The following is a 23,516-nucleotide window of genomic DNA, read 5'->3' as shown; positions in this document are numbered from 1 at the left end:
CACCTCGATAGCTACAGGGCATTGCTGACCTTTTGTATCTCCTGTAGCTTTTTCATCGCACGGCCTGACTCTATGCACTCCTGCACCATGTCAACGGCACCCTCAATACCAATTCCCAGGTCTGAGACCATCAAACCGGCTGCGGCATTGATCACAACGATATTGCGTCTGGCCCCCATGTATCCGTTGAGAACCTCGTGCGTATAGCGTGCGTTGTCGTCCTTTTCCGCGCCGGCTATGTCCTGGAGGCGTCCGCGCTTAAAGCCAAAGTCCTCGGGGCAGAGGTACATGTTTTCGACCTTACCGTCGCTATATCTGCTGACCTTGGTGCCATCGGTAATGGTTATTTCATCGAGGCCGTCCTGTCCGTGGCAAACCATGGCATCCTCTGCCCCCAGGTTGCCCAGGACCGTTGCCAGTGGTTCGGTCAACGCAGGCGAAAACACACCCAGTATCTGGCGCCTTGCCCCGGCCGGATTGGTCAGCGGGCCGAGGATGTTAAATATCGTCCGTACTCCGATCTCACGTCGAGGATTTACGGCATAGCGCATGGCAGGATGAAACATGGGCGCAAACAAAAACCCAAATCCCGTCTCAAACAAACACCGCTCAACCTTGTCGGCAGGCAGGTCTATTTTTATGCCCAACGCCTCAAGGACATCGGCACTGCCCGAGCGACTGGAGACAGAACGGTTGCCGTGTTTGGCTATTGGCACACCGCAGGCGGCAAGCACAATGGCCGCAGTCGTCGATATATTAAACGTGTGTGCCAGGTCCCCGCCCGTACCACAGGTGTCAAGGACGTTTTCCGGGGCTTTGATACGCACCGCCTTGAGCCTCATCACGGTGGCAGCGGCGGTTATCTCCTCCACGCTCTCGCCCTTCAGACGCAACGCCGTCAGAAACGACCCGATCTGGGCATCCGTGGCCTTGCCCTCCATTATCTCCGTCATACACTCGGTCATCTCCTGTGCAGAGAGGTCTATACCCTGCACCAACATCCCTATGGCCTCACGAATCACAGACTACCTCCTAATGCACCTCTGAAGACATTGCCATCTTTGGTGATTTATCATCGTAAATCCCTAAATATATCATCCACGTCTACTTCCAGCCCCATTAACTCTCTTGAACTGATCATACGACTCCCACGACAGTGACAGACAAACTCACCATCATCGCTTAATGTCAACACCTCTATACACCTGCTGAATGGATCGACTATCCAGTACTCCATGACCTTGTGACGCTGGTATAGTTGTCGCTTTTGATGCACGTCCCTGTACTGTGACGATGCCGAAAGTATCTCCACAATCACATCAGGAGGACCAAAGACACCGCTGTCTTGTACCCTGTGCAGATTCAAACGCGATATAAACAATATATCAGGCTCAACAACGTCATCATCACTGAGCACAACGTCCACGGGTGCATACAACACCATTCCCAGGGCATTGTCCTCAACAAAACGATTCAACCGGATAAACAATCTCTTTGATATAACCTGATGGTTGATACTTGGAGCCGGAGACATTGACAGTATTCCTCCTATCAGCTCATACCTGTGGTCATCGTCCAGGAGCAGGTAGTCGTCATAAGACAGTTTTTGCTTACATTCTGCAAGCATAGCACTCATATTGCCTTTACAGTCTGGGACTGTTCGAGGAAGTTCTTTAATATCCGCTTGCCCTCTGTGGTTAAGATCGACTCCGGGTGAAACTGCACGCCCTCAACTATATGGCTCTTATGGCGGATGGCCATTATCTCACCATCGTCCGTCCACGCAGAGCGGACAAAGTCGGTGGGGAGGGTATCAGGGCGTATCACCAGGGAATGATACCTCGTGGCGATAAACGGATTCGACACTCCGCTGAAGATGCCAACGCCATCGTGATGTATCATGGACGTCTTGCCGTGCATGAGTCTGTCGGCCCTGACGATAAGACCGCCATAGGCAGCCCCGATGGACTGATGTCCGAGACAGACGCCAAGTATCGGTATCCTGCCGGTAAAGTATCTGATCAACTCAATCGATATGCCGGCCTCATTGGGGGTACATGGTCCGGGCGATATCACTATGTATTGCGGCTGCATCGCTTCAATATCCGTCACGTTGACACTGTCGTTGCGGCAGACCCTGATGTCCTGACCAAGCTCGCCGAGGTATTGTACCAGGTTATATGTAAATGAATCATAGTTGTCAATCATTAAAAGCATATTTCGTTACTCCAAACCGTTCTTGGCCATTATTACTGCCTTGAACATTCCCATTGCCTTGTTCACGCACTCATTGTGCTCCATCTCCGGCACCGAGTCGGCAACGATGCCGGCCCCCGCCTGCACGTATATCTTACCATCTATGGCCAATATAGTTCTGATGGTGATGCACATATCCATATCCCCGGTGAAGCTGAAGTACCCCACCGATCCGGCATACGGCCCCCGTGCCACCGGTTCGAGTTCGTCGATGATCTCCATTGCCCTGACCTTTGGGGCACCGGATACCGTACCGGCAGGAAAACATGCCCGTAGGACATCAAAGGCATCATGGCCATCCTTTAAGACGCCCTCGACGTTGGATACGATGTGCATGACGTGACTGTAACGCTCAATGGTCATCAACTTAGTCACCTCAACGGAACCGATACGGGCTACCCTGCCGACGTCGTTTCGGCCAAGGTCAACGAGCATAATGTGTTCGGCCCGTTCCTTGGGGTCGGCCAGCAGTTCTTGTTCGAGGGCGACGTCTTCGGCTTCGGTAGAGCCTCGTTTTCTTGTCCCGGCAATGGGTCTGAGGATTATGCGGTCTGACTCCAGTTTGACCAATATCTCCGGAGAAGAGCCGGCAACCTTACAACCGTCCAGGTTCATATAGAACATGTAGGGGGAGGGGTTTATCACCCTGAGCTTCCTGTATATAGTAAAGGGGTCAACGGCGGCGGCGGTCTCAAATCGCTGGGAGAGCACGATCTGGAAGGCATCCCCTGCCCTTATATACTCCTTGGCCCTGTCAACGACATCCATGAAGTCTTCCGGTTTATTGAATGAAGACGTATATTGCGTCGTGGAATTGTCTTTGCCTACGTCAAGGCTGTCGTCTTTCCGTGGTTTTTTCAACAGACTGATCATGGCGTTTATCTTTGCCACCGCATCGGTGTATGCCTGTTGGACAGTTGTGTTGTCGTCTATGAAGGCGTTGGCCACGACCTTGATGACATGCTTGAGGTGATCAAAGATCAGCAGCGTGTCCATCTTCATCATGTACATATCCGGCAGCCCGAGCGAGGGTTTGTTGGTGGGCGTGACCTTCTCAAAGAATCTCACGCTTTCGTAAGCGATATATCCCACCAGGCCACCAAAAAAGCGTGGCAAACCCGGAACCTCAACGACCTTGTATGGAGCCATCTCGTGTTTGAGGGCATCCAGCGGGTCATCGACCCTCATACGTACAGGAGGCTGTTGGTACCGGGTGATCTCCATATCGTTGCCCCAGCTCTTGATGACCTTCATGGGTGCCCCACCTATGAAAGAGTATCGAGCCCATTTCTCACCACCCTCAACGCTCTCAAACAGGAACGAGTCCCGTCCGTTTATATTCATGTACGCAGATACCGGTGTCTCCATATCGGCCAATATTTCCTTGTACACCGGTATCAGATTACCTCTGTCTGACAGCTCCTTAAATTGTTCCAGCTCCGGATAATACATCGTGACAAACACACTCTCTTTTCTCTAAGGATATGTTTCATATAAATTATACTGTGTATATCATAACAGTTTGGTCAAAGAAAGTTCCAATAGTGCTTAGAGGCTGGGTATCTTCTTTATATTTCATGGTAACTATGCTTTTACTTTTTCTGGATTCCTGTTTACACAGGAATGACAGACTTGCTAAAACGGCTATAACTGTCATTCCCGCGAAACATGTCCCCCTGTTTGAGCCAGGGGCAAGCTCTGGCTTGAACAGGGAGCGGGAATCCATGTCTTTAAACCACAAAATAAAAATTACCATGCTTTTTTAAGAGGATACCTTGTTTCTTATTCTTCTTTTACGTAATATTTCAGGTATACGATGGCGCCGAGGTCATAGAGGAAGTGGATGAGGATCGGGATAAACAGGCTATTGTACAGCGTAAAGACCCATCCTATGTACAGCCCCATTGCCGTGGCAAAGACAAAGTACGCCGGCGATATGAAATGCAGAAGGCCAAAGATAACACTCCCCCAGATGATCCCAAACTTGACCTGAACGATCCCCCGAAAGAGGGCCTCCTCTCCGACACCGGCCAGTATGCAGATAAACACAACGTCTACGATGGTTGTGTTGATAAACATGGCCCTGATGTGGTTGATGACAAACTGCCGCATTGTGCGCATAAATGATAGCGACATGGCCATCTCAGACAGCGACATAATAAACACTGCTACCGGCGGAAGCGTCCATGCCAGCGCCACCAGACAGTCGCGCAACGGACGCTCACTGCCAAAGACCAGCCCTATGTGCAAACTCCCCGACAAAACCGCCGCCAAAAGCAACAATCCCCCCTCCACTGCAACGGCAAGGACAACGACCCGTCTTCTCTCAATTGCCGGTGTCATACAGTTGCCCGCTTACATGCGCATCGGCACGCCCCTCTTGGCCAGATACTGCTTGGCCTCGGAGATGGAATGCTGCCTGAAGTGAAATATGGAAGCGGCTAATACGGCATCGGCCTTACCCTGGTCCAGGGCCTCAAAGAGGTGCTCCAACTCCCCGGCCCCCCCGGAGGCAATCACCGGTATCGACACCGCCTCAGACACCGCCCTGGTAAGCTCGATGTCGTAACCGACCTTGGTACCGTCCTTGTCCATGCTGGTTAGCAGGATTTCGCCGGCACCGATGGCCTCCATGTAGACGGCCCAGCGGACAGCATCAATGGCAACCGGTCTCCTGCCCCCGTGCGTGTAGACCTCCCACCTCTGCGCAGTAGTCGCTGTTGCCCCTGGCGCTATGCAGAGGTGTCTGCAGTCGTCCCTGAACACATCTTTGAGCCACTGGGGTGGTCGTTGCTCTGCCGTCGATGAACCCGTGTATCTCTTGGCGTCTATGGCAACCACTATGCACTGACTGCCAAAACGTTCCGAGGCCTTGCGTATAAAATCGGGGTCGTTGACGGCAGCCGTGTTGATCGACACCTTGTCACAACCGGCATTTAACAACGCCCTGATGTCTTCAAGACTGCCGATGCCACCACCAACCGTCAGGGGTATAAAAACCTCCGCTGCAGTGCGCTCCACCACGTCAAGGATGATCTTGCGTTTTTCGTGTGACGCCGTGATATCAAGGTAGGTCAGCTCATCGGCGCCCTCGCTGTCATAGAATATGGCATTTTCAACGGGGTCTCCGGCATCGCGGATGTTTACAAAATTTACGCCCTTGACTACTCGTCCATCCCGCACATCCAGACACGGGATGATCCTCTTTGCAAGCATGTCAGTCTCCTTAATGTTTCAAGTCAATCTCTGCAAGAGGTAAAACCTCTCTTGTTAGCCCTGCATCTGCCTAACTAACTCAATGGCAGCTTTCAGGGCAATTGCACCGGAGTATATGGCCTTACCCGTTATTATGCCATAAAGGCCTGCTATGGTTGAGAGGTTTTTTATGTCCTCCAGCGACGAGACACCGCCGGAGGCAATGACGGGTATGTTGAGGGCGTTTGCAAGCTGTTGCGTGGCCTCCACGTTGGGACCACTGAGCATACCGTCACGTGATATGTCGGTATAGATGACCCCGGCGGCGCCAAACCCCTGCAACTCTGTGGCGACCTCTATGGCATCGCGCTGTGTGACCTCCTGCCAGCCCTTGATGGCGACTTTTGAGTTGTCGGCGTCTATGCCTGCCAAAATCCTGCCCGGATAACGCTGACACGCCCGTTGAAACATCTCCGGTTGCGTAATTGCCGCCGTCCCTATTATCAGCCGGTCAATCCCCAGGGACACCATCAGTTCAAGCCTGCCCTCATCCCGTATGCCACCGCCAACCTCCAGGGGAACGTCAACCGCTGCCCTGATGCGTTTTATGCCCTCGATGTTGAGCTGATCTCCCGTGAAGGCACCATCGAGGTCTACGATGTGTATAAGCTCTGCCCCGTCCCTGACCCACGCCAGGGCCGTTGCTGCAGGGTCATCGGAGTACACGGTCACAGCATCCTTCCTGCCCTGCTGAAGGCGCACACACACTCCATCCTTTAAGTCTATTGCCGGTATTATCAGCATTAACTTTATTTTCCTCCTTTATTCGGTAGCACCTCAAACGTCATGCAGCCACCGCAATTGTTTGGTTTTATATAAAAACTTTTGTCCATGTACTTATCATTATAGCAGATTTCGATCAGCTTGACTCCGTCAGGTGAAACATCTTTCGTAGCTCTATCCTTTCCCCCGGTGTGGTCATTATTACGAGGGTATCGCCGGGGCTTATCATCTGATGTTCGGGGGGATTGTATATCCATCTCTCCTGAGTTGTTTTTATGGCGAGCAACATGCAGGTTGGATAGCGCTTCAGGTGCAGTGAGGCGACCGTCCTGGGGGTAACGTCCTCGGGAACCATGACGTCCTCTATGCGCAGGTTTTTGTCCTTGTCCCTGAGCATCATATCCAGAAACGATACCACCGTTGGCCGGAACATCTCCGATGCCATCCTCATGCCTCCGATAAAGTGCGGTGAGACAACGACGTCAGCGCCCGCCTTTTTCATCTTGCTGAGGTTCTTCAGTTCCTTGCACCGGGCCACGACCTTGATGTCGGGATTGAGTTGCTTGGCACTGAGGCTGACAACCAGGTTGACGTTGTCCTCACCGGCTGCCGCAAAAAGCCCCTTGGCCCGCTCTATACCAGCGTTGAGCAATACGTTGTTGTCCGTGGCATCGCCCTCGATTACTACCTGAGCGTGAAACATCTCAAGCACCCTTTCTATTCGCTTCTTGTCTATCTCTATGACGACGCACGGACGCGACGTTGTATAGAGTTCGTTCAATATATAAAAACCATCCCCCTCTACACCACACACGATATAATGGCTGGAAAGCGCCTTGATCTTGTTCTCCATTCGTTTCCTCCAAAATGCCTCTTTTAATTCCCCGCCTACGACAAAGGCTGTAAAGTTAGACAACATATAGGACAATACCCCTATGCCAAAGAAGGCAATAAAGATAGTAAAGACCCTACCTCCGGGCTTGTGCGCAATGTCTATTATCTCGCCATAACCTATTGTTGATATGGTTATAAACGTCATGTACGCACAGTCTATCAACGTGTATTTACTGCCGCCGAACAAGCGGTACCCGGTAGTGCCAACAGACATGATGATTACCAGGATAATGGTGCCGGCAATAAACCGCCTGTAAAAGTCAGAGATTATTTCGTTCTTCACTGCAGATAACCTGAGCTACAGGGGTACGTCCAATCCACACCGGTAGCTGAACCAGTCATCCATGGTCTGCCCCTGCCAGGGGGTTCTGAGCACCAGGAGCGCCTCGGCATGTGTGACGCTGCGCCCCAGGGTCAGGGCACGCATCCTGTTGAGCGACGTTATAAACTCAAGGTAGTCGGTCATCTTCAGTTGCGATTCGTAGGCCATAATGGCCGCCTGCTTTGTGCCGATCGTTTGTGTAATGTCTATGAGGGCGTTTGGTCTTATTGGCACCGTTACCTCGTAAAATGCCACCACGACGCCGTAGAGCTTCTGCAGCTCCAGTGCAATGGTGGCCGTGGCCCTATGGTCAGGGTGCAGTTCTATGGGCGAGGGGCTGTAGATGGTATCAAACACCGGTGTGCCATTGGGAGCGACCACGTCCCCGAGTCTTCTGAGACAGTCATCGAAGCAGTTGGAGACCTCTCGGTCGGGATATCGCAGAAACAGGCATGGCATGGTTGGTTGCAGGTGGGTGCCCGAGCTGAGTATGGCCAGCGCATGTTGGGCCTCCGTCTCACGAAAGAGTGCATACTGGCTGAAGTGTGGGCCTGCGGGGTTGTTGTAGATGACCTGGGCAGAGAGGGGGTTGCCGGGGTCGGCCTTGTCACCGCTTGTGATAAAGGCAACGTGTACATGCTTGTTTGCTGCCATGAGCTTCCTTAGCGTACCGCCAACGCCCAGTGTTTCGTCATCGGGGTGGGGGGCAAGGACGAGGATGTTTGCGCCGGGAGGGGACACGTGGTAAAAGGGCAGGAGGTCGGGTTCATTCAGTTGTTGTTGTTTCATACACACAGACTCCATATAAAGTGGTTTTATGTCTATAAGCTCTTATGGGTAGGAGTATAGCACCTATCGCAATTATTTTGCCAGAGGGGATTTAGCAGATCCGTCCAAACCTTAAAGAAGAGGTTTATGTTTTTGCTGTAAAGTATTTAATCATCAAGAGGAATTATATTCCCTATGACAGTCAGATTTCCAACTGATAAATTTTTGTGCACTCTGTATAATAACAACACCCATCAGCGTAAGGCAACCTCTGTACACAGTTATTAACAACTTATTACATAGGAAAAATTTTCCCTGTGCAATAAGATGCCTGTCATCATTGCAACATGACAGCAGATGTATATTATATGCCACTTTAGTGTTAATATAATCTGACAAGATAAATAGCTTTTTTTTGACTAATAGTCATATAATTTTGTAAAATACAATCAGAGCAGATAATATGCATCAAGAGATAAAAGTAAAAAGGAGTTTTAGGTATGAGTAATAAATTTACTTTGGTTGTCGTCAGCGTTGTGTTGCTTTTTGCCATCGAGGCATTCTACTGTGATGTAAAGGCGTGGGGTGAAGATTACATGAAAAAACCGGTTGCTGCCGATAATGACTCCGGTGATAACACCGAAGCAACCGATAACACGATAGCAGACCCCTTTGAGGTTACAAACCGTATCATGTTTGAGTTTAACGATAAGGTCTATTTTTGGCTGATAAAACCATTAAGTGGCCCATACAATGCGTTTATCGACGAACCTGAACGTGGCCTCATAAGCAACTTCTTTCACAACTTGTTAATGCCTATACGGTTTGTCAGTTCGCTGCTGCAGCTTAAGCTTGAGGATGCTGGGATTGAACTGGCACGCTTTGGGATAAACACGACTCTGGGGGTCTTTGGCCTGGGCGATGTGGCAGCGGCTAACTTCAACCTGGAGGCAAACAGGAAAGACATAGGACAGACGCTTGGCTCCTACGGGATTGGTCACGGATTTTATATAGTCTGGCCGTTTCTTGGCCCAATGACCCTGCGGGATTCCTTTGGCTACGCCGGCGACCAGGCCCTTAGCCCAATCAGCTATGTCGGCAGCCTGGAAGGCTCTCTTTCACTGAACGCCTACAGGTATTTTAACAAAACCTCCCTGCATATAGGAGATTACGAGGACATAAAGACTTCTGCCGTTGACCCCTACATTGCCCTGCGCGATGCCTACATCCAGTACCGTAACAACCTGGTCAGGCAGGAGAGCAAATAAGTCGGCAGATGCACATATAGTCTTATAAACCGTGAAGACCACAGAGGAACTTACAAGGGATATCATAACATCTACGCTGGTGCCATTGCTCAAGGACTTTGATGGCACCCAGGGCATAGAGGCATACATCAATAGCATAAAACCTGAGACCCTGGAGGAGTTGACTCTGTACAAGTTCATTGAGTTTGTCAAGGAAAATATTATAGCGATAAGAATAGCCTTCAGGTGTGACAGGGGGGTTGCCTGGGAGTTGTTGGGGAGATTCTTTGCTGAAATGGATGCCGTCACTGAACTTGGCAAGAGGTGCAAGAAAAAACTTGAGGCGTTGGGGGAATCCCTGAAATGCCGGAACTCTTCAGAACACGATAAGGACCTCGATGACAGGATTGAAGAAATCCTCGATATAGCACGGCAGTTTAAGGTCGATATTGAGACCATTTACCTGGAAAGAAAGAAGGAATAGCGTGGTACAGAGAAAACCTGTGCCACTATAAAATCATATAAACAGACATGATATTATTAAGGAGGTTTGTACCTGTTATGCGAAATAAGGCGATGTTTAATGCAATAGCGACTTTTATTATGATTTCGTTTTTCCTGGCTGGCACCGCAGCCGCAGGGACGTATACGTTTTATACGAAGTGGGGTGGCAGCGGCAATAAAGATGCCCAGTTTGCAGCCCCCATAGACGTAGCCGCTGACATAATGGGTAACGTCTATGTCGTTGACCAGAACAACCACCGTATCCAGAAGTTCACAAAGGATGGCCAATTTATATCCTCCTGGGGTAGCTCCGGTACCGGCAATGGTCAATTCTCCTCGCCCTTTGGGATAGCTACAGATGGAGCGGGTAATGTCTACGTTGCTGACACGGGCAACGACCGTATCCAGGTGTTTAGTTCAACCGGTACGTTTATAACAACGTGGGGCAGTTCTGGCACCGGCATCGGCCAATTTTCAAGCCCTCACAGGATCGCAGTCGAAGGTGTTGGCACTACTCCATCAGCCGTCTATGTCACAGACACCGGCAACAACAGGGTTCAAAAGTTCAATGCAACAGGAGGATTTTTGGATGTATGGGGCAGCACTGGCAGTGGCGATGGCCAATTCAGTACCCCAAAGGGTATTGCCGTTGATACGGGTGGCAATGTCTATGTTGTTGACCATGACAACAGCCGCATCCAGAAGTTTAACTCAACCGGCACATTTATAACCAAGTGGGGTGACAATAGCGCAACGGATGGCAATTTTAACGCACCCTACGGAGTAACTGTCGATAGGGTGGGCAACGTCTACGTCGCCGACTATGGCAATAACCGCATCCAGCAGTTTAACTCAACCGGCACGTTTCTTGCCAAATGGGGTAGCGCAGGTCTTGAGGACGGCCAGTTTGACAGTGCTGCCGGTATTGCCGCAGACGCATTCGGAGACATATATGTTGCTGATGAAAACAACAATCGCATCCAGAAGTTTACCACATCAGTCGTTACGCTTCCTATTCCAATGGGTTTTGCTATAACACAGATCGATGACGGGTTTCGCCTTAACTGGAACTCCGTAGCAGGTGCAAGTACGTATGTAATTTACTGGGGTGAGAATTTGGCCTCAATAAGTGGAACAAACAACTTTGGGGCTTTTAGTACAAATAATACTTCATATGATCATATCGGACTTAAAAACGGTTCCACTTACTATTATAGAATTATGTCCACTAATGGGACAATTGTCAGCAGCATATCCGGTGTGATATCCATGACTTATCAAGTAAACAAACTCAACGTCACTCTTGCCGGCACCGGCACAGGTACGGTTACAGCCTCATCGGGCACTCTGACCTGGAGCGGCAACACCGGCACTGCAACCTATACCCCTGGCACCGTTGTTACGTTGACGGCAACACCGGCAACAGGTTCCGTATTTTCCTCCTGGACTGGCTGTGACACCGTCTCTGCAAACCAGTGTACCGTCACGATGAATGCAGATAAAAACGTAACCGCTACCTTTGCACCTCAACAAGGCAACACCCTGACCGTTGCAATGCTCGGCACCGGCACCGGTACCGTAACGGCCTCATCGGGCACCCTGACTTGGAACGGCAATACCGGCACTGCAACCTACACATCTGGTACTGTCGTTACGTTGACGGCAACACCGGCAACAGGTTCCGTATTTTCCTCCTGGACTGGCTGTGACACCGTCTCTGCCAACCAGTGTACCGTCACGATGAATGCAGATAAAAACGTAACCGCTACCTTTGCACCTCAACAAGGCAACACCCTGACCGTCACAATGCTCGGCACCGGTACCGTGATGGCCTCATCGGGCACCCTGACATGGAACGGCAACACCGGCACTGCAACCTATACATCTGGTACTGTCGTTACGTTGACGGCAACACCGGCAACAGGCTTTGCATTTTCTTCCTGGACCGGCTGCGACTCCGTCTCTGCCAACCAGTGTACCGTCACGATGAATGCAGCAAAAAACGTGACCGCTACCTTTACATCTCAGAACTATACCCTGAATGTGACAAAGATTGGCACCGGCACCGGTACCGTTACGGCCTCATTGGGCACCCTGACATGGACCGGCAACACCGGCATCGCTACCTATGCCCCCGGCACCATCGTTGTGCTGACGGCAACACCGGCAACCGGCTCTACCTTCACCGGATGGAGCGGCTGTGACACCGTCTCTGCAAACCAGTGTACCGTCACGATGAACGCCACGGCAAGGGGTGTTAGGGCGACCTTTATGCTGCCTCTGCAGGAGAACATCCTGTCCGTGACAAAAACCGGTACCGGCACTGGCTCCGTTACACCCTCATCCGGTACAATCGTGTGGAACGGGAACTTTGGTGCTGCCGCATATGCCACAGGTACCGTCGTTACGCTGACGGCAATCCCGTCAACCGGCTCTACCTTCACCGGATGGAGCGGTTGCGACACCGTCTCTGCCACCCAGTGTACCGTCACGCTCAACAGCGACAGGGCAGTGACGGCAGACTTTACACTCATCCCCACCCGACCGCCAAAGATGGACTTCAACGGGGACGGCAAGAGCGATCTCTTGTTTTACAACTCCGCATCAGGGATGACCTACATATGGTTCATGCGCGATGCCGCCATCTCTCTGGGACGTTCGTCCGGGGCCATGTCTGATACCAAATGGCAGATAAAAGGCATCGGGGATTTCAACGCCGATGGCAAGGCTGACGTTATCTGGCAGAACACTTCCAATGGCGGCATATACATCTGGCTGATGGACAGCGATAATATAGTATCGACCGGTTTGTCTGCCGTTGTCCGGTCTCAGGTGTGGCAGATACGGCACATCGGAGACTTCAATGGCGACGGCAAGAGCGACGTCCTGTGGTACAACACCGCCACGGGGATGACCTACATATGGTTCATGGATGGCGCCCTCATATCGTCGGGTGGTTCCCCGGCCACGGTGGGCGATACCAACTGGCAGATAAAGGGCATCGGGGATTTCAACGGCGATGGCAAGACTGACATTATCTGGCAAAACACCTCCACCGGGATGTTATCTGTTTGGCTCATGGATGGTCTGAACATCTCACAAAGTGCGTCTCCGGCCACGGTGGCCGACGCCAACTGGCAAATAAAGGCTATCGGAGACTTCAACGGCGATGGTAAGAGCGATCTGTTATGGCAAAACACCTCAACCGGAGTCTTTGCTCTCTGGCTCATGGATGCTGCAACGGTATCATCCAGCGGACAGGTCACACAACTAACCGACGCCAACTGGCAAATAAAGACCGTCGGAGACTTCAACGGTGACGGTAAAAGCGATGTCTGCCTAAGAAACACCGCTACCGGGGAATTCTACATCTGGCTCATGGACGGCCTGACGATCAAAGGCGGTGGTTCACCGGCAATCCTGCCCGACAACAGTTGGAACGTCATCCCACTGGATTAGGCGAATTCAGATTGAGTATTGATGGAGATATCAAATGAAACAGTACAAGATTATTGTGGAGAGACATGATGATGGTTACGTTGCATATCCTTTAGGGATTAAGGGCACTGTGGTTGGACAGGGTGATACTTACGATGATGCTGTCTCTGATGTCATCTCTGCTATCAGGTTTCACATAGAAACGTTTGGCAGTGAAGTGTTTGATGTTGAGGACCAGGTGATAGATGCCTTCATAGATGAAGCATTTGTCGAGGTCTGATGCAAAAGTTTCCAAACGACTGCCTGAAAAGGAAAGTAATTTATACGTTTGAAAAGTTTGGTTTCAATATAATCAGAGAAAGGGAACATATCTCTATGGAGCGAGAAAATCCAGATGGCAGTAAGACGTATTTAACTATTCCTAACCATAGATATATAAAGGCTTCAACGTTGAGGACTATATGCACACAAGTAGGTATATCACGGGAGGATTTCGTTAAGACATATGAAACTTCATAACATATACTTCCTATGGTTTCGCACTTTCTGGATTCCAGTCTGAATAGTACATCATCGTCTATTTTATTTGCAGCCCAATCTATATAAACATTGGTATCGTAGATTACCTTAATCATAAACAGCTTCAATACCGCCAATGCCTTTCATTGCCTTAATCGCTTCTCTTATTTGGCCTTCATCTATTATGTAACCCAGCGCTTTTTCAACGGTTTCACTGTCCGTTTTTGTATCCAGTATCTTTTTTGCTCTTTCAAGTAAGATAGGGTCAAGCTTTAGATGCTTATCAACTTTTCTCTTGTCCATTGCTTCCTCCATTGCGTATCCATTGATTTTATGTTATAAAAATAATGATCAAAATGTCAAAAAAACTCTGCCTCATGCAGGACTACCCAATGTTGATTTACACACTTGAGGTAAGAAAGAACCATTTTTTTATACCGCCCATTGCATCTGGTATTGCCGGGCTAAAGATTATTGCCCCATGTTCCGATATAAAAATTATGGTGTGTAGATTGGGGATAATGTCACCGACAGGGATGAGCAAAAAAGATTTAGCGCAGAGGCGCCATAATTCTGGCATGGCTCTTGCTCAGTCAGTCAGTCAGTCAGTCAGTCAGTCAGTCAGTCAGTCTTATATGTAACACATATTTAATAGTTTTTCTTCTTGCATATAAACCTTATGTTCCGCCTGCGGGGCTTTCTTGCCCGATCCACCGGCAGGCGGCAAGTCCGGCTTTGCGCGCCCCACCGTGATGATCTCCGGCGATAAAGAGATTGTCTGAACCGGGATTAAACGGATTAGAGGATTATGCAGGATTGATTTACAGAAAAACGATTAAGACCTGCCTTTCACCTAATCCTGATAATCAGTGCAATCCGTGGAGTTAAATTTACTCCCTACGGTCGCAGGCGTGATTCAGACATTTTTACCGTGAACATGAACCGTAAACCTGGAAGGAGAAGAAAAGGATGATCAGAGCAAGTAAAAAGTTATTGGCAACAACGAAAATGATTACGTTAATAATAGCCCTGGTGCTGGTGTCGGTGGCAGCGTTGTCAGCGACTGAGACGTATAGTTTTGTCACAAAGTGGGGCAGTTTTGGTAGCGGGGATGGACAGTTTTATCATCCAAGTGCAGTAGCAATAGATGCTTCAGGTAATGTCCTCATTGCAGATTCTTACAACAACCGAATACAGAAATTTACTTCAAGTGGCACTTTTATAACCACATGGGGTAGTGGGGGCAGTGGAGATGGGCAGTTTAACTATGACCATGCAGTAGCAATAGATGGTTCGGGTAATATCTATGTTACAGACACTTACAATGATCGCATCCAGAAATTTACCCCAAACGGTACTTTTATAACCAAGTGGGGTAGCAACGGCAGCGGTGATGGGCAGTTTTATTGGCCACATGGAATAGCATTTGATAGTTTGGGTAATATCTACATTGTAGAACAGAGCAATCATCGTGTCCAGAAATTTACCTCAAGCGGTACTTTTATAACCAAGTGGGGCAGCTTAGGTAGTGGTGATGGGCAGTTTGATAACCCACATGCAATAGCAGTAGATGCTTCGGATAATGTCTATGTCAGTGATCATCGCAACTATCGCATTCAGAAGTTTACGTCAAGCGGTACTTTTATGACCAAGTGGGGCAGTCAAGGCAGCGGTGATGGGCAGTTTGATTTACCACTTGGAGTAGCGGTAGATAGTTCTGGTAATGTCTACGTTGCAGATGCTGAAAACCACCGTATTCAGAAGTTTACCTCAAACGGTGTCTTTATAACTAAATGGGGCAGTTCTGGCAGTGGTGATGGCCAATTTAGTTATCCACGTGGAATAGCGGTAAATGCTTCAGGTAGTGTTGTCTATATAGCAGATAATGAAAATAGCCGTATCCAGAAGTTTACCTCAAGCGGCGGTTCTTATACGCTTGACATTTCCCTCTCCGGTACAGGCGACGGAACCGTCACGAGCGCACCCGCCGGGATCAACTGCGGTTCAACGTGCTCGGCCAGCTTCGCCGCAGGCACATCCGTGACCCTGACCGCAACGGCCAGCGACAACGCAACCTTCGCCGGCTGGAGCTGGGACTGCACCGGAACGACCTCAACCTGCACGCTGACGATGTCGGCAGCAAAGGAGGTAACAGCAACGTTTAACGCAGCCACGGAGGAGCAAGGCCCCGGTGGCAACGACCCCAACTACGACGGCAACGGCGACGGTACCCCCGACAGACTCCAGGGTAACGTGGAGTCATTCCACGCGGCCAACTTACAGTACATAACCGTGGCAGCCGATCCATCCGTGAACATCAGCACCATCAGCTCAGTCACCACCCCCGACCTCGGCGGCCTGGGCCTGACTACAGGCAACGCCGGGTCGAAGCTGCCCGTGGGCACTTTGTCATTCACACTGACGGGCGTCCAGACCGGCGCGGTCAACCAGGTGAAGTTCTATCTGCCCCGCGGGGTTGTCGTCAATCACGTGAAAAAATACGGCACATCCGGATGGTACGACTTCGACTGCAACGGCAAATTCAGGGGGACGCCCTGCGGCGAGATAAGCGGCGGGAGGAATAACACGGTCGTGACCCTCTACCTGATAGACAACCAACTGGGAGACATCGACAGTACCGTCGGGACGATCCAGGACCCCGTGGCACTTTTATCGCCTGCTCAGGTCACCTACACGCTGCCATACCTGCACACAAACCCCGTCAACGTGACCTATTGCGTCATATCGAATATGACGGCGGATACCTCAACGGTAGGCGTTGAGCTTACAGCAACTGCCGCCGGTAACATGTCCAGCCCCACAAATGACCTGATAACGACAATGACAACAGCTAATAAACAAATCAACCCCTATCAGACACGGATGCTAACCTTCAATGGCAAAGACATCTCACTGGATACAAACGTGATAGGCAGCATACCTGAGGTGGCCCCCAAGTCAAGCCTGTATGGTTCCTATGGCGCCTCGATTGTTATAACGAGTGAGAGTACGGTTGACCCGGTTGGTCTGAGTTGTGGCAGCGTTCCGATGGCCTGCTTCCAAGGAGATACGCTTCCCAAGCGCAACCTGGTCGGCTATCTCTGCACGTCAAACAACTTCGGAGCGTTGGGCGGCACGGGGGTGTTCACGTACTAGGCGCTGGTGGCTTTGACGGCAATGGGGGTATTACCTGTTGCCGTCATTTTTAATTGCAGAAATTGGAATGTGACATTGTCAAATTTATTAGACCTGTAATGTGTGCCACAAACTGTTTGCACGTTTCAATGGCGGCTGCAGCCCGTTCAAAAGAAACTTCAGAGTCAGTACCTGTCTCGTAATCGGCAATGGCCTTGAGGTTGTAAGCCTGAGACAGGAATATTCTGAGTTCTGTCGGAACACTCGGCTCATTTTTGGTTAGACGCATAAACTCCATTTGAACACCTTTATGGGTTTTAACCGTTTTTCCCATACGTTCAAAGATGAGGGCTTGTACGGCATGAAATCCGGCAAGATAAGCGGTACGCCCTGCATCACCGTTAAGGCCAACATCAAGCATGGTGTTGGCATTTACAAGCAATTTCCTGGCTTTTTCAATGAAGCTGGCTGCCTCTGGCGTCACAGGTCAAGCCCTTCTTGTCTGATTTCACGCATGAGCGGTGAACTTTCTTGGTAAGCCGTAGCTGAATAAGGCTTCGCATCAAAAAAAACGCCTGCATCATCAATGAAACTGACACGGAGCCTGGCTAATCTGTCCAGTTCAGCCCACCTGTCCGGAAGCGATTTAAGGAATACGGCAACGTCATAATCGGAATCTTCATGTTCGTTGCCACGAGCACGAGAGCCGAACAATACCACGCGATCAAGGCGCTCGCCGTAAATATCAACAAGCGCCGCATGAAATTTAGCAAGGATAGGATCAGATGTCTCCATAAGGTAATCTTACCACAAATCGTGATAAAATTGCATCACGGTGACTTTGTTCTGTCTGAAGTTCAAGACTGCCGGCTGTTTTTCAGTTTATCCTCTGCTCCTTATGATGGGGCTGAGGGGTCGGTGCAAACGCCACAGCCGGATGCAACTCGGCGCGACGAAAGGCCGACAGTCGCCCCCTCAATCGCCACCGTTTTCCGCTTCCTTGAGGCTATCCATGTAGGATGTCCATTGCCAGGGAAGGGAGTGCTGCTTTTTGGTGTTGCATGATTTACAGGCTGCAACTATATTGCTTTTGATCGAGGTGCCACCCTGTGACAGGGGAATGATGTGGTCCATTGTTATATCTGACGGGCGAAAGGTGCCGTTGCAGTAGTGGCAGATGCCACGTTGACATTTGCGGCGCCACCATGTGGTTTTTCTGAGTTGACGGGCCTTAGCCCTGTGCTGTTTTACGTACTCATCGCTGATGTGAAAGAATGTACTCCGACTCAAGACCTGCCTTTTTTTCGTTCTTCCTCGGCAAACAGCTTCTTGTAAAGGATATCCCACTCAGTGCTGCCTTCAACGACCTTCTTTGACAGGGTGTTTATCTTTGCCCGGACGGCATCGTCGATCTCCTGCCCTAACCTGAGTTCATCAACGATGACCTTTCTGATTTCCTTGCGTATCTTGCCTTCGTCGGCCTTTAAATGCACAAGGCCCTTGTCCGATAACCCCTTGAGCAAGACGTGTGACATGTGGGTTATTTTATCATCCGATAGCATCAAATGACTATGTTTCGCTCCTTGATGAGTCTCTGCTTGGTCATATCAAAGAGCGCCTTGTAATCGAGGTGCTTGCGCTCTATCTCACCCTCAAATGACCGCAATATCTGCCGCACCTCATCGGCCAACCTGTCCTCAACCGTCAATTCCTCATACAGCAACGCCTCCGTCTGCCTGCAGAGTTCGTTGATGGCCACCTTTGGCTCAACAAACCCTCCGCGGACAAGGCTGTTGACTATCCTGCCGGCAATTATGGGCAACCACGACTTGGGGATGCGCATCTTATTTTTCCATAAATGACAACAGGGCTATGTTTCTTGCACGCTTGATAGCCTCCGTGAGGTCCCTCTGGTGCTTGGCGCAGGTGCCCGTCATCCGACTTGGCAGGAGCTTGCCACGCTCGGTCAGATACGACTTGAGCGTCTTGGTGTCCTTGTAATCGATAAAAACTGTCTTCTCCGCACAAAACCTGCAGAACTTTTTCCGAGTAAACCGCTTGTACTTGGCCTGTTCTGTCGGCTTGGTTCTTGTTGCCGTTCTCATAAGTGCTATTACTCCTATAAGTTTTTATAATAATTTAGAATGGTTCAACGTCCGTAGATTCATACGGCGGCAGAGGCTCGGAACCAAAATCACTCTGTTGTTGACCTGCACCACCACCTTCACGCTTTGGAAGAAAAACGACATTAGTTGCAACACACTCAAATCTGCTCTTCTTCTGGCCATCAGCTTCCCAAGTCCTCTCCCTGAGGCGTCCTTCAGCTAAAACACCACTGCCCTTGTTCAGATACTGGCCACAGTTTTCAGCCTGTTTACCAAAAACAGTTACGTCCAAAAACAACGTCTCATCCTTCCACGTTTCCCCCTGCTTACTTCTGGAGGTTGCAGCCAATCTCAACGTAACAACCGGCAGACCCTGGGGGGTGTAACGAAGTTCGGGGTCCTTTGTCAGATTGCCGGCTAATATGAGTTTGTTGAACATGTCTCTACCCCTCTGTCTTTTCTTCTTCTACCGGGGCATCTGCCGCTTCCTTCTGTTTTGCCTCCGCTGCCCTCAGAGATTCCTCAAGCACCTCGATCTCCTTCTTTCTCAGCTTTATCACCTGATACTTAAATACCGGATCGTAGACCTTGTACAATCCCTCAAGCAATCTTGTCGTCGTCGGTGGGGCCTTGAACACAAAAAAGAGGTAAAATCCCTTTTCGTGCTTGTTTATCATGTAGGCAAGTTTCCTCCTGCCCCACTTCTCCTGTTTCAGTATCTGCCCCGTGTTGCCCTCTATCGTGTCAGATATCCGTTTTATCGCGCCATCCACGTTTTCGTCATCCAACGAGGCATCAATAATAACAATGTTCTCATAGTAGTTCATTTCTTAAAACCCCTTAGCTTTTTTTTCCTATAGCAATGATATCACAAATACATTCTTTACGGCAATAGCTTATTAGTGAATGAGTGCATAATTTTTTCATAGCGAGTACACAATCACGGATTCATTGGGGTCATGGCCCCTGCGTGTTGGAGCTGAGGGGAGCTGTCCTCGTTGTGTTCTTTCTTGGTGTCGCTTATGGATATCTGATATTGCTTGAGCTTTGCTCTCAGTGTGTTTCGGTTGATACCCAGTGCCCTGGACGCCTTCAACTGATTGCCGTTGGTTTCGGCCAGCACGATAGATATAAGCGACTTCTCCACCTCGGCGATGATCGTATTATATAGGTTTCCATCGTTGAGTTGGGTGATATCCTTTAGGTATTTGCTCAACTTATCCTTGAGAAAGTCGTGCATGGAGCAGGGGCGTTCTTCGGTAACGAGGAGGTCCTTGTCGTCAATCATGGCGCCCTCCGATACGGCTGCCGCACGAAAGACGGTTCGCTTGAGTTCGCTGACGTTGCCGGGCCAGCGATAGCTTAACATGAGGGACTTGGCGGCATCAGAGAACTCCTTTATGTCTGTATCGTACTTGCGCCGGGATGACTCCAGGAAGTGTTCCGCTATGGGCAGGATGTCTTCCTTGCGCTCTCGCAGGGGGGGCAGCTTTATTTCGTGTCTGTGCAGGAGGTCATAGAGTTCGGGGTTGAACGTGGCCTCTGTAACGGCCCCTTTGATGTCCTTGCTGGTGGCGGCTATGACGCGGACGTCGGCAACAACTGCAGAAGTTCCCCCGACAGGAATATACTGGCCTGTCCTGATAAAGCTCAACAGTCTCTGCTGTAGAGCGAGGTCGAAATTTGACACTTCGTCGATAAAGATGGTACCGCCGTTGGTTCGGGCAAGGCGACCACATACAACGGGCGTGTGCCGTTGTCTCAGGGGATCGTTGAGTTCGCCAAACAGCATTGCATCGAGCAGTTCTCCTGGGGTGGTGGTCGTGTTGACGGATACGAAGGGGCCATCCCTTCGGCTGCCCAGGTTGTGTATGGCCCTTGCTATGAACTCTTTGCCGGTACCACACTCGCCCTCGATTAGCGTTGCCCCCTGGTTTGAGGCCTCACGTTCCATGTCCTTTAACACCTTGGCCATTTTTTTGCTCTTGCCCGTTAGCGGATTGAGGTCTCGGGTGCCGTGCAGTGCACGCAGGCGTGACAGTTCCAGGCGTTGTGCCATATCTTGGGCTGCCTTTTCGACAACCACCTTTAATTCTTCAACGTCGGTTGGCACATTGAGACAGGCAAAGGCCCCGGCCCTGAGTATGGCCGCGTGTGAGTCGCCGTGGGCACAGAGGGCAATCACGGTGGAGTCCGGGTACACGGAGCGCACACTCAACAGGACATCAAGGCCGCTGCTCTGTGGCATAGACATCTTGAGCAACACGATCTGGTCTGTGGCCCTGAGCATCTGCAGGGCAGACTGAAGGTCAGGGCTGTAGCGGATGGTGAATCCCATCGATGCAAAGGCTTGTTCCGCTGCAACAGCGGATGCCATGTCGTCGTCTATGAGCAACAGTTCTTTTACCATATTAGGAGAAGACAGCCCCCCACGGTACCACGTGCATGTGTAGTACTATGGGGGGGGTATACACGGCGTCAGAGTGTACGTGTTTGGGGCATTGAGGTAACGTTATGTCTGTACCGCTTATGCCTTTAGTGTTTATGCCTTTCCGGCACTTCCAAGTACCTGTTCGTTTTTCTCCTTGATCATCTTAACGAGTTCCTCGCGTGCCGGTCCCAGGTACTTGCGCGGGTCAAACTCCTTTGGACTTTCGGCGAAGACCTTTCTGATCATGGCTGTCATTGCGAGTCTGCCGTCGCTGTCGATGTTTATCTTGCACACGGCCGATGCGGCTGCCTTGCGCAGTTGGTAGACGGGCACACCGACGGCGTTGTCAATCTTTCCGCCGTACTGGTTTATCATGTCAACATAGGCCGGGATGACCGACGATGCCCCGTGCAGGACGATTGGGAATCCGGGTATGCGGCGTTCCACTTCTTCGAGGATGTCAAATCTCAGAGGCGGTGGTTCCTCACCGGGCTTGACCTTAAACTTGTATGCCCCGTGGGAGGTGCCGATGGAGATGGCCAGGGAGTCTACGCCGGTGCGTTTTACGAAGTCCTCGACCTCTTCGGGTTTGGTGTAGTGACTGACCTCCGAGGAGACGTCGTCCTCTATACCTGCCAGGACGCCGAGTTCGCCTTCGACCGTAACGTCGTTAGCATGGGCGTACTGGACGACCTGCTTTGTCAGCTCGACGTTTTTCTCATAGGGGTGGTGCGAGCCGTCGATCATTACCGAAGAAAAGCCCGTATCTATGCACGACTTGCAAAGCTCAAAGGTATCTCCGTGGTCCAGGTGCAGGACGATCGGGATGTTTCCTCCCATGTCCTTCATCATCTGGACGGCTCCCATGGCCATGAATCTCAGCAGCGTTTGGTTGGCGTACTTTCTGGCGCCGCTTGACACCTGCAGGATGACGGGGGATTTTGTCTCCACGCACCCAATGATGATTGCCTGTAGTTGTTCCATGTTGTTAAAATTGTACGCCGGGATGGCATAGCCTCCCTTGACGGCCTTCTCGAAAAGCTCTTTGCTATTTACCAGACCAAGTTCCTTATAACTGACATTTGCCATATATACCTCCATATCTAATATTTTTCAATCAGCAATGATTGGCCAAGATGTAAAATGATAATCAATATCAGTCACGATTGTCAACAGGGAGGTTTTTTGGCGTAATAGTTCGACCGTATAATTTGGAATGTTGTGTATAATCAATCCACTATCAACAAGACAAGAAGGGGTCAAGGGGGCTTCTTTGTGGCCGTAGCGGGAGCGAACATTGCTCCTATTCATGAAGGTTTTAGTTGAAAGGGTTATTTCCTGTATGATTCTTTACGATGGCGGATACGTGAGACAACAATAAGCCTTTCTGTCTCAAAAATCCTAAAAATAACCCTGTAGTCCCCCACACGTAATCTACGTGAATTCTCTTTATCTGTTAGCTTTTTAGAATGAGGATAACAATAAGGGTCATCGATTAAATTTAAAATTCCCTGTTTTATCTTTTGAAAGAGATATTCAGGCAACTTGTCTAATTCTTTTTCAGCCTGATTTGTCAGTTCCAGCTTGTACATACAGGCGAGCTTGTCGTTTTTTCATATAATCGAAGAAATCTACTCTATGTTCATTTTTGCGCTCTTCTATGACGAGTAAATCCGATAAGTCCTCTATTAACTCCTCAACCCTTCTTAACTCTTCAATATCTAATATGGCCGCTACTATACGTCCTTCGCTGTCTGTGATGTATTCTCTGATGTTTACACTTTCACTTGCTCGTTCCTGTTCTAACTGTGCAGACATAAACAAACCTCCTTGCTCACATTTTTTTAACGACAAACTTAACCTCTCCATCTATTATAAATATAGGACTAAAAATAATGCAATAAGGCATCAACTGCTTT

General features: G+C 50.0%; 28 protein-coding genes. 6 read left to right on the top strand and 22 right to left on the bottom strand.

The genetic code is table 11. The features are described 5' to 3' along the window. Positions 1-11: 11 nt before the first annotated feature. The 9 genes from trpD to Mcas_RS02020 form a co-directional block, all read right to left on the bottom strand. Positions 12-1,022: an anthranilate phosphoribosyltransferase gene (gene trpD / locus Mcas_RS02065; protein ID WP_040333816.1), complete on the bottom strand. Its 1,011-nt coding sequence runs from the start codon at positions 1,020-1,022 to the stop codon at positions 12-14. A 50-nt stretch (positions 1,023-1,072) separates the two neighbouring features. After that, positions 1,073-1,627, bottom strand: a complete 555-nt coding sequence (locus Mcas_RS02060; RefSeq protein ID WP_162176232.1) for a Uma2 family endonuclease — start codon at positions 1,625-1,627, stop codon at positions 1,073-1,075. A 5-nt stretch (positions 1,628-1,632) separates the two neighbouring features. Continuing rightward, positions 1,633-2,217, bottom strand: coding sequence for an anthranilate synthase component II (locus tag Mcas_RS02055; protein ID WP_040333814.1), 585 nt, complete (start codon positions 2,215-2,217; stop codon positions 1,633-1,635). A 6-nt stretch (positions 2,218-2,223) separates the two neighbouring features. Then, positions 2,224-3,708: an anthranilate synthase component I gene (gene trpE / locus Mcas_RS02050; protein WP_040333813.1), complete on the bottom strand. Its 1,485-nt coding sequence runs from the start codon at positions 3,706-3,708 to the stop codon at positions 2,224-2,226. 330 nt (positions 3,709-4,038) lie between these two features. Next, positions 4,039-4,599 carry a CPBP family intramembrane glutamic endopeptidase gene (locus Mcas_RS16085; protein ID WP_052566716.1) on the bottom strand — a complete coding sequence of 187 codons (561 nt, stop codon included), beginning with the start codon at positions 4,597-4,599 and terminating at the stop codon, positions 4,039-4,041. Positions 4,600-4,611: 12 nt separating this feature from the next. Then, the gene (gene hisF / locus Mcas_RS02035) at positions 4,612-5,472 is read right to left on the bottom strand and encodes an imidazole glycerol phosphate synthase subunit HisF (protein WP_040333811.1); all 861 of its coding nucleotides are present in this window, start codon (positions 5,470-5,472) and stop codon (positions 4,612-4,614) included. 54 nt (positions 5,473-5,526) lie between these two features. Then, positions 5,527-6,255: a 1-(5-phosphoribosyl)-5-[(5-phosphoribosylamino)methylideneamino]imidazole-4-carboxamide isomerase gene (gene hisA, locus Mcas_RS02030; protein ID WP_040333810.1), complete on the bottom strand. Its 729-nt coding sequence runs from the start codon at positions 6,253-6,255 to the stop codon at positions 5,527-5,529. A 115-nt stretch (positions 6,256-6,370) separates the two neighbouring features. Beyond that, the gene (locus Mcas_RS02025) at positions 6,371-7,411 is read right to left on the bottom strand and encodes a potassium channel family protein (protein ID WP_040333809.1); all 1,041 of its coding nucleotides are present in this window, start codon (positions 7,409-7,411) and stop codon (positions 6,371-6,373) included. 15 nt (positions 7,412-7,426) lie between these two features. Next, positions 7,427-8,239, bottom strand: coding sequence for a PIG-L deacetylase family protein (locus tag Mcas_RS02020; RefSeq protein WP_040333808.1), 813 nt, complete (start codon positions 8,237-8,239; stop codon positions 7,427-7,429). Between the two features lie 479 nt (positions 8,240-8,718). Between Mcas_RS02020 and Mcas_RS02015 the strand changes: the two genes are divergently transcribed. From Mcas_RS02015 to Mcas_RS19110, 5 genes are all read left to right on the top strand, one after another. Next, on the top strand, positions 8,719-9,486 hold the full coding sequence (locus tag Mcas_RS02015) for an MlaA family lipoprotein (RefSeq protein ID WP_052566715.1): 768 nt from the start codon (positions 8,719-8,721) through the stop codon (positions 9,484-9,486). 31 nt (positions 9,487-9,517) lie between these two features. Beyond that, on the top strand, positions 9,518-9,949 hold the full coding sequence (locus Mcas_RS02010) for a hypothetical protein (RefSeq protein WP_040333807.1): 432 nt from the start codon (positions 9,518-9,520) through the stop codon (positions 9,947-9,949). A gap of 77 nt (positions 9,950-10,026) precedes the next feature. Further along, complete coding sequence (locus tag Mcas_RS16080) at positions 10,027-13,428, top strand: InlB B-repeat-containing protein (RefSeq protein WP_052566714.1); 3,402 nt, start codon at positions 10,027-10,029, stop codon at positions 13,426-13,428. Positions 13,429-13,462: 34 nt separating this feature from the next. Continuing rightward, positions 13,463-13,687: a type II toxin-antitoxin system HicB family antitoxin gene (locus Mcas_RS02000; protein WP_040333806.1), complete on the top strand. Its 225-nt coding sequence runs from the start codon at positions 13,463-13,465 to the stop codon at positions 13,685-13,687. Next, positions 13,687-13,926: a type II toxin-antitoxin system HicA family toxin gene (locus Mcas_RS19110; protein WP_081853535.1), complete on the top strand. Its 240-nt coding sequence runs from the start codon at positions 13,687-13,689 to the stop codon at positions 13,924-13,926. Before Mcas_RS02000 ends, Mcas_RS19110 begins: the two co-directional genes overlap by 1 nt. A 108-nt stretch (positions 13,927-14,034) precedes the next feature. On the opposite strand, the gene Mcas_RS01995 is transcribed toward Mcas_RS19110, so the two are convergent. Further along, the gene (locus tag Mcas_RS01995) at positions 14,035-14,229 is read right to left on the bottom strand and encodes a hypothetical protein (protein WP_040333805.1); all 195 of its coding nucleotides are present in this window, start codon (positions 14,227-14,229) and stop codon (positions 14,035-14,037) included. 666 nt (positions 14,230-14,895) lie between these two features. On the opposite strand from Mcas_RS01995, the gene Mcas_RS17940 reads away from it, so the two are divergent. Continuing rightward, the gene (locus tag Mcas_RS17940; protein ID WP_156033019.1) at positions 14,896-17,082 is read left to right on the top strand and encodes an InlB B-repeat-containing protein; all 2,187 of its coding nucleotides are present in this window, start codon (positions 14,896-14,898) and stop codon (positions 17,080-17,082) included. Positions 17,083-17,131: 49 nt separating this feature from the next. Here the strand turns inward: Mcas_RS17940 and Mcas_RS01980 are convergent, their stop codons facing one another. The 12 genes from Mcas_RS01980 to Mcas_RS01930 all read right to left on the bottom strand — a co-directional run bounded on the left by Mcas_RS01980 (position 17,132) and on the right by Mcas_RS01930 (position 23,415). Continuing rightward, positions 17,132-17,545, bottom strand: a complete 414-nt coding sequence (locus tag Mcas_RS01980; protein ID WP_052566713.1) for a HEPN domain-containing protein — start codon at positions 17,543-17,545, stop codon at positions 17,132-17,134. Next, positions 17,542-17,856: a nucleotidyltransferase domain-containing protein gene (locus Mcas_RS01975; protein ID WP_040333803.1), complete on the bottom strand. Its 315-nt coding sequence runs from the start codon at positions 17,854-17,856 to the stop codon at positions 17,542-17,544. The genes Mcas_RS01980 and Mcas_RS01975 overlap by 4 nt, the downstream gene beginning before the upstream one ends. A gap of 180 nt (positions 17,857-18,036) precedes the next feature. After that, positions 18,037-18,351 carry an HNH endonuclease gene (locus Mcas_RS01970; protein ID WP_040333802.1) on the bottom strand — a complete coding sequence of 105 codons (315 nt, stop codon included), beginning with the start codon at positions 18,349-18,351 and terminating at the stop codon, positions 18,037-18,039. Beyond that, the gene (locus Mcas_RS18955; RefSeq protein ID WP_052566712.1) at positions 18,348-18,623 is read right to left on the bottom strand and encodes a DUF507 family protein; all 276 of its coding nucleotides are present in this window, start codon (positions 18,621-18,623) and stop codon (positions 18,348-18,350) included. Before Mcas_RS18955 ends, Mcas_RS01970 begins: the two co-directional genes overlap by 4 nt. Continuing rightward, entirely contained in the window at positions 18,623-18,904 is a 282-nt protein-coding gene (locus Mcas_RS18950) for a DUF507 family protein (protein ID WP_040333801.1), read from the bottom strand. The genes Mcas_RS18955 and Mcas_RS18950 overlap by 1 nt, the downstream gene beginning before the upstream one ends. A gap of 1 nt (position 18,905) precedes the next feature. Beyond that, the gene (rpsR, locus tag Mcas_RS01955) at positions 18,906-19,166 is read right to left on the bottom strand and encodes a 30S ribosomal protein S18 (RefSeq protein ID WP_040333800.1); all 261 of its coding nucleotides are present in this window, start codon (positions 19,164-19,166) and stop codon (positions 18,906-18,908) included. 34 nt (positions 19,167-19,200) lie between these two features. Beyond that, entirely contained in the window at positions 19,201-19,605 is a 405-nt protein-coding gene (locus Mcas_RS01950) for a single-stranded DNA-binding protein (RefSeq protein WP_040333799.1), read from the bottom strand. 4 nt (positions 19,606-19,609) lie between these two features. Then, complete coding sequence (gene rpsF / locus Mcas_RS01945; protein ID WP_040333798.1) at positions 19,610-19,993, bottom strand: 30S ribosomal protein S6; 384 nt, start codon at positions 19,991-19,993, stop codon at positions 19,610-19,612. Between the two features lie 113 nt (positions 19,994-20,106). Next, the gene (locus Mcas_RS16075) at positions 20,107-21,576 is read right to left on the bottom strand and encodes a sigma-54-dependent transcriptional regulator (protein ID WP_052566711.1); all 1,470 of its coding nucleotides are present in this window, start codon (positions 21,574-21,576) and stop codon (positions 20,107-20,109) included. A 132-nt stretch (positions 21,577-21,708) separates the two neighbouring features. Next, positions 21,709-22,686 (bottom strand): class II fructose-bisphosphate aldolase, encoded by a 978-nt coding sequence (locus Mcas_RS01935; protein ID WP_040333797.1) that lies wholly within the window; start codon positions 22,684-22,686, stop codon positions 21,709-21,711. Positions 22,687-22,928: 242 nt separating this feature from the next. After that, on the bottom strand, positions 22,929-23,189 hold the full coding sequence (locus Mcas_RS19105) for a type II toxin-antitoxin system RelE family toxin (RefSeq protein WP_081853534.1): 261 nt from the start codon (positions 23,187-23,189) through the stop codon (positions 22,929-22,931). Next, the gene (locus Mcas_RS01930) at positions 23,158-23,415 is read right to left on the bottom strand and encodes a RelB antitoxin-like protein (protein ID WP_040333796.1); all 258 of its coding nucleotides are present in this window, start codon (positions 23,413-23,415) and stop codon (positions 23,158-23,160) included. Before Mcas_RS01930 ends, Mcas_RS19105 begins: the two co-directional genes overlap by 32 nt. Between the last annotated feature and the right edge of the window lie 101 nt (positions 23,416-23,516).

The organism is Candidatus Magnetobacterium casense (assembly GCF_000714715.1).
GTDB classification, from domain to species: domain Bacteria; phylum Nitrospirota; class Thermodesulfovibrionia; order Thermodesulfovibrionales; family Magnetobacteriaceae; genus Magnetobacterium; species Magnetobacterium casense.
Note: the sequence above shows the minus strand (reverse complement) of the source record. Positions and strands in the feature narration are given on the sequence as shown.

What these genes read in the sequence shown, in the direction of transcription:
- Mcas_RS01930 (WP_040333796.1), bottom strand. Translation starts at nt 23,415, where the DNA reads ATGTCTGCACAGTTAGAACAGGAACGAGCAAGTGAAAGTGTAAACATC.
- trpE (WP_040333813.1), bottom strand. Translation starts at nt 3,708, where the DNA reads ATGTATTATCCGGAGCTGGAACAATTTAAGGAGCTGTCAGACAGAGGT.
- Mcas_RS16075 (WP_052566711.1), bottom strand. Translation starts at nt 21,576, where the DNA reads ATGGTAAAAGAACTGTTGCTCATAGACGACGACATGGCATCCGCTGTT.
- Mcas_RS02020 (WP_040333808.1), bottom strand. Translation starts at nt 8,239, where the DNA reads ATGAAACAACAACAACTGAATGAACCCGACCTCCTGCCCTTTTACCAC.
- Mcas_RS01935 (WP_040333797.1), bottom strand. Translation starts at nt 22,686, where the DNA reads ATGGCAAATGTCAGTTATAAGGAACTTGGTCTGGTAAATAGCAAAGAG.
- Mcas_RS02000 (WP_040333806.1), top strand. Translation starts at nt 13,463, where the DNA reads ATGAAACAGTACAAGATTATTGTGGAGAGACATGATGATGGTTACGTT.
- hisF (WP_040333811.1), bottom strand. Translation starts at nt 5,472, where the DNA reads ATGCTTGCAAAGAGGATCATCCCGTGTCTGGATGTGCGGGATGGACGA.
- Mcas_RS18955 (WP_052566712.1), bottom strand. Translation starts at nt 18,623, where the DNA reads ATGCTATCGGATGATAAAATAACCCACATGTCACACGTCTTGCTCAAG.
- Mcas_RS19105 (WP_081853534.1), bottom strand. Translation starts at nt 23,189, where the DNA reads ATGTACAAGCTGGAACTGACAAATCAGGCTGAAAAAGAATTAGACAAG.
- Mcas_RS18950 (WP_040333801.1), bottom strand. Translation starts at nt 18,904, where the DNA reads ATGCGCATCCCCAAGTCGTGGTTGCCCATAATTGCCGGCAGGATAGTC.
- Mcas_RS01995 (WP_040333805.1), bottom strand. Translation starts at nt 14,229, where the DNA reads ATGGACAAGAGAAAAGTTGATAAGCATCTAAAGCTTGACCCTATCTTA.
- Mcas_RS01975 (WP_040333803.1), bottom strand. Translation starts at nt 17,856, where the DNA reads ATGGAGACATCTGATCCTATCCTTGCTAAATTTCATGCGGCGCTTGTT.
- Mcas_RS02060 (WP_162176232.1), bottom strand. Translation starts at nt 1,627, where the DNA reads ATGCTTGCAGAATGTAAGCAAAAACTGTCTTATGACGACTACCTGCTC.
- Mcas_RS01950 (WP_040333799.1), bottom strand. Translation starts at nt 19,605, where the DNA reads ATGTTCAACAAACTCATATTAGCCGGCAATCTGACAAAGGACCCCGAA.
- rpsR (WP_040333800.1), bottom strand. Translation starts at nt 19,166, where the DNA reads ATGAGAACGGCAACAAGAACCAAGCCGACAGAACAGGCCAAGTACAAG.
- rpsF (WP_040333798.1), bottom strand. Translation starts at nt 19,993, where the DNA reads ATGAACTACTATGAGAACATTGTTATTATTGATGCCTCGTTGGATGAC.
- Mcas_RS19110 (WP_081853535.1), top strand. Translation starts at nt 13,687, where the DNA reads ATGCAAAAGTTTCCAAACGACTGCCTGAAAAGGAAAGTAATTTATACG.
- Mcas_RS16080 (WP_052566714.1), top strand. Translation starts at nt 10,027, where the DNA reads ATGCGAAATAAGGCGATGTTTAATGCAATAGCGACTTTTATTATGATT.
- Mcas_RS02055 (WP_040333814.1), bottom strand. Translation starts at nt 2,217, where the DNA reads ATGCTTTTAATGATTGACAACTATGATTCATTTACATATAACCTGGTA.
- Mcas_RS16085 (WP_052566716.1), bottom strand. Translation starts at nt 4,599, where the DNA reads ATGACACCGGCAATTGAGAGAAGACGGGTCGTTGTCCTTGCCGTTGCA.
- Mcas_RS17940 (WP_156033019.1), top strand. Translation starts at nt 14,896, where the DNA reads ATGATCAGAGCAAGTAAAAAGTTATTGGCAACAACGAAAATGATTACG.
- hisA (WP_040333810.1), bottom strand. Translation starts at nt 6,255, where the DNA reads ATGCTGATAATACCGGCAATAGACTTAAAGGATGGAGTGTGTGTGCGC.
- Mcas_RS02015 (WP_052566715.1), top strand. Translation starts at nt 8,719, where the DNA reads ATGAGTAATAAATTTACTTTGGTTGTCGTCAGCGTTGTGTTGCTTTTT.